The organism is Pseudomonas sp. B2021 (assembly GCF_018135665.1).
In the GTDB taxonomy this organism is placed as follows: domain Bacteria; phylum Pseudomonadota; class Gammaproteobacteria; order Pseudomonadales; family Pseudomonadaceae; genus Aquipseudomonas; species Aquipseudomonas lactis.
On record NZ_SMOF01000001.1, the window covers coordinates 3,924,129 to 3,931,516 of the forward strand.

The window sequence follows — 7,388 nt, forward strand, 5'->3', positions numbered from 1 at the left end:
GAGACAGGCAATACATCTGTTGACTGTCACACCGCATTCGCGAGCAACCCCGCTCCCACAGGTTGACCGCGTGTACTCAGATAAACATCAGCCCGCCAGGCCGACAAACATGTCCTGCACATCATCATGGTTGTCCAGGCCTTCCAGGAACGCCTCGACTTCTGCCATCTGCTCATCGGTCAAACCGCTGACCGGGTTCTTGGAGATATAACCCAGCTTGGCCGACAGCACGGTGAAGCCCTGCTCCGGCAAGGCCTTCTGCACGGCATCCAGGTCGGTGGTTTCGGTGATGAACAAGGTGGCGCCTTCTTCACCCTCTTCAAAGTCTTGGGCGCCTGCTTCGATGGCGGCCATTTCCGGATCGGCGTCCGGGGTGTCCGGCGATGCTTCGATCAGCCCGACATGGTTGAAATCCCAGGCTACCGAGCCGGAAGCGCCCAGTTGGCCCTTGCGGAAGGCCACGCGGATTTCCGCCACGGTGCGGTTGATGTTGTCAGTCACGCACTCGACGATCAAAGGCACCTGGTGCGGCGCGAAACCTTCGTAGGTGACGCGGTGGTATTGCACGGTTTCACCGAGCAGACCGGCGCCCTTCTTGATCGCGCGGTCCAGGGTTTCCTTGGGCATCGAGGCCTTTTTGGCCTGTTCCACCACCAGGCGCAGGTGCGCGTTGGTCGCGGTATCGGCGCCGTTGCGGGCGGCGATGGTGATTTCTTTCACCAGCTTGCCGAAGATCTTGCCCTTGGCATTGGCTGCCGCTTCTTTATGTTTGACTTTCCACTGTGCGCCCATGACTCACTCTCTTATTTCCATCGCGCCCAAACGTCTACTGGCCGGCGCTTTGGGGGCAGAGTTTATAGCGCGAGAACGCTTCGTTCCACCAAAAAACCGGCCAAGGCCCTCAGGTGCGCAAGGGTTTGATCACCGCATTGCGGTCCGGCACAAAATCCCCGGCCTGGGCCAGTACGGCGGGCCTGGCATTCCAGTAGGGCATCAGCACCAGCGAAGAAAACAGCGCCGCACCGGCAAACACAATAAATACCGTAACGGTATCGAAATAGCCTGGCAGCAAACCGCCCAGAATCGCCCCCACCGAACCGCAGCCGTTCACAAAACCCGCGGCGGTAGCGCCGGCCTTGGCGGTGCCGAAGTCGATGGCCGCGGTGCTGCTGATCATTGAGTCCGGCCCATACAGCGTCAGGCCCATGACAAACAGAAGGGCCATCACCAGCACCACACTGCCGGTGTGCAGCGCGCCCATGAACAACGCCAGGGCAACCGTCAGCGCCAACAGGCTCAGCACACAGGCGGGCATGCGCCGGGCGCCGAACAGTTTGTCGGAGGCCAGGCCGATCAGCACCGGCCCCAGTAAACCAGCCAACTCAAACGCGGTGGGCACAATGGCGGCACCGACCTTGCCCACCGACGGCATCTGCTCGTAGACGATCACCGGCCCCCACAACAGAATCGCGTAGCGCGCCGGCTTGAGCAGGAAGTACGCCAGCCCCAGGGTCAACACCGTGCGGTTGCGCAGGATCGCGCGCAGGGGTTCGAGTACGCTGACGCGCTGCTGGGCGGCCAACTGCTCGGCGCTCAGCATCGGCTCGGGCTCGGGCTCGACTGCCGGCAAGCCCACATCCTGCGGGGTATTGCGCTGGAACATAAAGAACAACACGGCCACCACCGCTACCACTGCGGCACTGGAAATAAACGCCGCGTGCCAACTGCCGATCAGCGTATAGGCCCACCAACCGGCAAACGGTGACGCGACCAACCCGCCAAACGCGTAACACGAACTCCATAACCCCAACACCCGCCCCCGCTGCTGCGCCGGGAAGAAACTGCCAAGGTTCTTGCATAACCCCGACCAGCCGGTGGACTGCGCCAAGCCCTGCACTAACATGCAAGTGACAAAGATCGGCAAGGTGGCAAAGGTGCCCATCACCAACGCCGCGCCTGCGGAAATCAGCAAGCCACCAAGCACCACCACCCGTGGCCCGAAGCGGTCGGCAAGCATGCCCCAAGTGAACTGGCCTACGGCATACGCGGCGAGGTAGAGGCCATCCAGGTTGGCCATCATCATTTTGTCGAGGGGGAAACTCGGGTCGTCGCCGATCCCCAGCTTCGCCACTGAAAACGCTTTGCGGGTGAAATAGAACGCGGCATACGCCAGCCAGGTGATGGCAAAAATCTGCACGCGCCAACGCTTGATGCTACCCATAGGGATATTCATGGTGGTTCTGACCTCAGGTGTGAGTGTGCCGGCAGAATCGAAAGAAAACGCCTGTTGTTTTTATGGTTGAGCACTGCAATGCCGGGCCTTGAAGAGCGCGGTATTGGTCAGATGGGTGCGGTGTGCCTGCGCCCATGGCGGCCGTGGTTGTAGGACTCAACCTACGGCGACTGAGGTGCATCAAAGCAATGGCTGACTCATAGGTAAAATCGATTTATCGTATTTCAAATATAAGCTCAGCTTTTAAGAGGACGTGCCATGTCCGTTTCCCATGCCCAGCTCAAAGCCTTCCATGCGGTGGCCATTCACGGCAGTTTTACCGGGGCGGCCGAACGCCTGTTCCTGACCCAACCTGCGATTTCCGACCAGGTGCGCAAACTGGAAGAGCGCTTCGGCGTACTGCTGTTTCACCGCAACAAACGTTCGGTGCGCCTGACCGATCTGGGTGAGCGCCTGCTGGGTATCACCCAACGCCTGTTTGTGATCGAAGCCGAAGCCGAAGAATTGCTGCAGGATTCGCGCGCCCTGCTCACCGGCACCCTCACCCTGGCAGTGGATGCACCCGTGCACGTACTGCCGCAGGTTGCGCGCTTCTGCCAGCGATACCCTGGGATCAGCGTGAAGATCGAAACCGGCAACACCGATGAGTCGCTGTCGCGCCTTTACAACTACCAGGCCGACCTGGCGCTGTTGGGGCGCGATGTCGATGATGCGCGCCTGTTGTCACTGCCGCTGCCCGACGACCAACTTCTGGCTTTTGTCGCACGTGACCATGCCTGGGCCGGGCGCGAATCGATTTGCCTGGCCGACCTCGATAACACCCCGCTGGTGCTGCGGGAAACCGGCTCGGTCACCCGTCAGACCCTGGAGCAGGAAATGCGCCAAGCCGGCCTGCGCATTCGCCCCGCCATCCAGGTGGAAGGCCGCGAAGCCGCCCGGGAAGCCGTGGTGGTGGGGATTGGCGTAGGCGTGGTGTCGGCGGCAGAGTTCGGTGCCGACGCGCGGGTATACGCCATGCCGATCCGCGATTGCACACAACGCATGAAAGAAACCCTGGTGTGCCTGAAAGAGCAGAGTTCACGCCGCGTGGTCGCGACCTTCCTGGAGATCGTGCGTGAAAGCCTTCACGCCAACTCGAAAAACGCCTGAATCAAGCGCAGCGAGCGGCGCCGCTCCATGCAGCCGAGCATGTGCCGGTTCAGCAGGCCATCGCCGAGGATCGGTACCGCCTGTACACGCGGGTCCGGGCTGACCTCCATCGACGACACCACGCCCACGCCCAATTCTGCCGCCACCGCTTCGGTCACGGCTTCACGACTGTCCAGTTCCAGCAGCACTTTGGGTTGCACATTCGCCGCAAGGCACGCGTCATCAAAAGTGCGACGGGTAATGGAGTTGGGCTCGCGCAGCACCATGATCACCTCATGCAACTGCGCCAACTCGATACCGTCAGGCTGCTTGGCCCACGGGTGCGCGGCCGGCACCAAGGCGCAAATCCGTGACTGGTCCAAGGGTTGCAAGTGCAGGCCATTGCGCGGTTCCACCTCGGTGAGCACCGCCACATCCGCATGTTCGGACAGCAGCGCCGCCAGGGTTTCCTGGGCATTGCCCAAACGCAGGTTCACGGTAATGCCGGGGTAGCGCGCGCGCAGGCTGGCGATCATCGGCATCACCAGATGAGGGCCATCGGCCGCCACTTCCAGGCGCCCGGTGAGCAACTGGCGGTTGGCTTCCAGCATGGTTTGCGCCTCGTCGACCAAACCGAAGATCGCCCGAGTGATGGCCGCCAGGCGTGCGCCCTCCTCGGTCAACTCCACCCGGCGTGCGGTGCGGCGCAACAGCGGGATCTGGTAATGCTCCTCAAGCGCCTTGATATGCCCGGTGACCGCCGGCTGGCTGATAAACAGCCGAGCCGCCGCGCGGGTAAAACTGCCCTCGCGGGCCACGGCATCGAATGCACGCAGTTGGAACAGGTTCATAGCTATCGGCCTCACTGATAGCTCACATAACAACAAACAATTTGATTGATGACAAGCCAAACTGCAATTTAGGCGCCGTAGCTTGAACCCCGACACCTTGCGAGGATTTGACATGCCCACTGCCGCGCCGATCCTGTTGACCCCCGGCCCCCTGACCACCTCGAACCGCACCCGCCAGGCGATGATGGTAGATTGGGGTTCGTGGGACGACCGCTTCAACCAGCTCACAGCCAGTGTGTGCAGGCAGTTGTTGGCGATCCTCAACGGCGCCGAGAGCCACCACTGCGTGCCGTTGCAGGGCAGCGGCACCTTCGCCGTCGAAGCTGCGATCGGCACCTTGGTCCCTCGCAATGGCAAGGTGCTGGTGTTGATCAACGGCGCCTACGGCAAGCGCCTGGCGAAAATCTGCGAGGTGCTTGGCCGCCAATTCAGCATCTTTGAAACCGCCGAAGACGAGCCCACCACTGCCGCCGATGTGGATCGCCTGTTACACGCCGATGCCGCCATCACCCACGTCGCGCTGATCCATTGCGAAACCAGCACCGGCATTCTCAACCCATTGGCGCAGATCGCCGAGGTGGTCAAAAGCCACGGCAAGCGCTTGATCATCGACGCCATGAGTTCCTTCGGCGCGCTGCCGATTGATGCCCGCGAAATACCCTTCGACGCGTTGATCGCCGCCTCTGGCAAATGCCTGGAAGGCGTACCGGGGATGGGCTTTGTCTTTGCCGAAAAAGCGGCGCTGGCTGCATCCCAGGGCAACTGCCATTCCCTGGCGATGGACCTGTTCGACCAGCACACCTACATGGCCAAGACGGGACAATGGCGCTTCACGCCGCCGACCCACGTGGTTGCTGCTCTGCATGAAGCGCTGTTGCAATACGCCGAGGAAGGCGGCCTGCCCGCCCGTCACCAGCGCTACGTGAATAACTGCCAGGCATTGCTGGACGGCATGGCCGAACTGGGCCTGCGCAGTTTTCTGCCGTCGGCGATCCAAGCGCCGATCATTGCCACCTTCCACGCCCCCACAGACCCGCGCTACCAGTTCAAAGACTTCTACGAACGGGTCAAGGCCAAGGGTTTCATCCTGTATCCGGGCAAACTGACGCAGGTGGAAACCTTTCGCGTGGGCTGCATCGGTCATGTCGACGCGGCCGGCATGCGCGCAGCCGTCAAGGCCATCGCCGAGGTGCTGCAAGAAATGTGTAGGAGCGAGCTTGCTCTCGAAGCGCGTTAACGATGACGCGGGCATCCTGAGTCAACGCGGTGCCTGGATGTTTTTCGCGAGCAAGCTCGCTCCTACAGACATGAATGCCATTACCCACAGGATCTGAATCATGAACTATCAAAACCCCAACACCCTCCAGGCCGTTATCCTCGACTGGGCGGGCACCGTGGTCGATTTCGGCTCCTTCGCCCCCACGCAGATTTTTGTCGAGGCCTTCGCCGAGTTCGACGTGCAGGTATCTATCGAGGAGGCCCGTGGCCCGATGGGCATGGGCAAGTGGGACCATATCCGCACCCTCTGCGACCAACCGCAAGTTGCCGAACGCTACCGCCAGGCGTTCGGCCGCACGCCCACCGACGACGACGTGACCGCCATCTACCAGCGCTTCATGCCGCTGCAGATCGAGAAAATTGCCGAGCACTCGGCCCTGATCCCCGGCGCCCTCGACACCATCGCCGCCCTGCGCGGCCAAGGTATCAAGATCGGTTCCTGCTCCGGCTACCCCAAGCAGGTGATGGACAAGGTCGTGGCCCTGGCTGCCACCAACGGCTACGTCGCCGACCACGTCGTGGCCACTGACGAAGTGCCCAACGGCCGACCATGGCCGGCCCAGGCGCTGGCTAACGTGATCGCCCTGGGCATTGATGATGTGGCGGCCTGCGTGAAGGTCGACGACACCGTGCCGGGCATTCTCGAAGGTCGCCGTGCCGGCATGTGGACCGTGGCCCTGACCTGCTCTGGCAACGCGCTGGGCCTGACCTACGAGCAATTCCGCGCGCTGGACACCGACACACTGGCCAGCGAGCGCCAGCGCATCGAAGCGATGTTCGAAGCTTCACGTCCACATTACCTGATTGACACCATCACCGATCTGCCACGGGTCATCAGCGACATCAACCAGCGCCTGGCCCGCGGGGAAATGCCGCAGGCCTACTGACCGAGGTCAAGACAAGGGCAGTGGCAACAAGCGCAGCGCTCAAAACAGGCATACAGTTAATGCACTCCATCGCTAAAGAATGGAGGTACGCCCTGATGAGTGAGGAACACAGCGATGCCGTGGAAAAATTCCGATACACGCTACAGCACTATGTCCATTGCGTTGCACTGGTTGATGGTGGTACTGCTGGCGGTGGTCTACGCCTGCATTGAACTGCGCGGCCAATTCCCCAAAGGCAGCGGTGCGCGCACCTTGATTGTTGAAATGCACTTCATGCTCGGCCTTACCGTGTTTGTACTGATGTGGCTGCGCTTGTTTGCACGTAGCCTGGGGGTGGCGCCGAAGATCGTGCCGGCGCCGCCGCAGTGGCAAAGCCTGCTGGCGACGCTGATGCACGCTGCGTTGTATGCGTTGATGATCGGCATGCCGATTGCCGGTTGGTTGATCGTCAGTGCCGAAGGGCATTCAGTGATGTTCTATGGGATGGAATTGCCGCCGCTGATCACGGAAAACAAAGCATTGGCCAAGGAAATTGAAGGCTGGCACGTGCTATTTGGCCAGATCGGTTACTGGCTGATCGGGCTGCATGCGTTGGCGGGGATCTTTCATCATTACGTGATGCGCGATAACACGGCGCTGCGCATGATGCCCAAACGCAGGTAACGACTTTACCTGGCACTCCAAGCGTGCCAGGTAAACCATCCTACATCGTCTATACATTTCCTACTTTGTAGTTTCGATTTAACGCTTTTAGCTTGGGATTACTCCCACGACATCCATCAGAAAGAACCCGTAATGTTTTGTCGCACGGCAGTGCTCCAGCAATTGAACACTCGCCTCTGACAACGAACTGAACGGGATTTTTATGGAAGGCGCCTCAAGTAACTGTCGCCAGCACACTTGCGCGGATCAGGGAGATGCTACAGCACCTCCGACGTTCAGCCAGTGGTATGTCTTGTGTGACTTCGACGGGACCATTACCCCCACCGATGTCATCGACAACGTCCTCCA

7 protein-coding genes are annotated in these 7,388 nt (G+C 60.8%); 4 read left to right on the forward strand and 3 right to left on the reverse strand.

Annotated features, from left to right (window positions below; genetic code table 11):
• Window positions 1-87: 87 nt before the first annotated feature.
• Entirely contained in the window at window positions 88-792 is a 705-nt protein-coding gene (locus E1K68_RS17450; protein WP_003192227.1) for a YebC/PmpR family DNA-binding transcriptional regulator, read from the reverse strand.
• Between the two features lie 109 nt (window positions 793-901).
• Window positions 902-2,233 carry an MFS transporter gene (locus tag E1K68_RS17455; protein WP_003192228.1) on the reverse strand — a complete coding sequence of 444 codons (1,332 nt, stop codon included), beginning with the start codon at window positions 2,231-2,233 and terminating at the stop codon, window positions 902-904.
• 258 nt (window positions 2,234-2,491) lie between these two features.
• Here E1K68_RS17455 and E1K68_RS17460 point away from each other — a divergent pair, with 258 nt between their 5' ends.
• Entirely contained in the window at window positions 2,492-3,382 is an 891-nt protein-coding gene (locus tag E1K68_RS17460) for a LysR substrate-binding domain-containing protein (protein ID WP_034133785.1), read from the forward strand.
• Here E1K68_RS17460 and E1K68_RS17465 read toward each other — a convergent pair.
• Complete coding sequence (locus E1K68_RS17465; protein ID WP_057710322.1) at window positions 3,358-4,212, reverse strand: LysR substrate-binding domain-containing protein; 855 nt, start codon at window positions 4,210-4,212, stop codon at window positions 3,358-3,360. The genes E1K68_RS17460 and E1K68_RS17465 overlap by 25 nt on opposite strands.
• A gap of 112 nt (window positions 4,213-4,324) precedes the next feature.
• Between E1K68_RS17465 and E1K68_RS17470 the strand changes: the two genes are divergently transcribed.
• From E1K68_RS17470 to E1K68_RS17480, 3 genes are all read left to right on the forward strand, one after another.
• Window positions 4,325-5,449, forward strand: coding sequence for a 2-aminoethylphosphonate--pyruvate transaminase (locus E1K68_RS17470; protein ID WP_003192233.1), 1,125 nt, complete (start codon window positions 4,325-4,327; stop codon window positions 5,447-5,449).
• A gap of 100 nt (window positions 5,450-5,549) precedes the next feature.
• Window positions 5,550-6,377: a phosphonoacetaldehyde hydrolase gene (phnX, locus tag E1K68_RS17475; RefSeq protein ID WP_034133783.1), complete on the forward strand. Its 828-nt coding sequence runs from the start codon at window positions 5,550-5,552 to the stop codon at window positions 6,375-6,377.
• Between the two features lie 114 nt (window positions 6,378-6,491).
• Complete coding sequence (locus E1K68_RS17480) at window positions 6,492-7,040, forward strand: cytochrome b (RefSeq protein WP_212614476.1); 549 nt, start codon at window positions 6,492-6,494, stop codon at window positions 7,038-7,040.
• Window positions 7,041-7,388: the final 348 nt, after the last annotated feature.

Bases quoted from the DNA above. Each gene is read 5' to 3' on its own strand.
- E1K68_RS17450 (WP_003192227.1), bottom strand. From the start codon at position 792: ATGGGCGCACAGTGGAAAGTCAAACATAAAGAAGCGGCAGCCAATGCC.
- E1K68_RS17455 (WP_003192228.1), bottom strand. From the start codon at position 2,233: ATGAATATCCCTATGGGTAGCATCAAGCGTTGGCGCGTGCAGATTTTT.
- E1K68_RS17460 (WP_034133785.1), top strand. From the start codon at position 2,492: ATGTCCGTTTCCCATGCCCAGCTCAAAGCCTTCCATGCGGTGGCCATT.
- E1K68_RS17465 (WP_057710322.1), bottom strand. From the start codon at position 4,212: ATGAACCTGTTCCAACTGCGTGCATTCGATGCCGTGGCCCGCGAGGGC.
- E1K68_RS17470 (WP_003192233.1), top strand. From the start codon at position 4,325: ATGCCCACTGCCGCGCCGATCCTGTTGACCCCCGGCCCCCTGACCACC.
- phnX (WP_034133783.1), top strand. From the start codon at position 5,550: ATGAACTATCAAAACCCCAACACCCTCCAGGCCGTTATCCTCGACTGG.
- E1K68_RS17480 (WP_212614476.1), top strand. From the start codon at position 6,492: ATGCCGTGGAAAAATTCCGATACACGCTACAGCACTATGTCCATTGCG.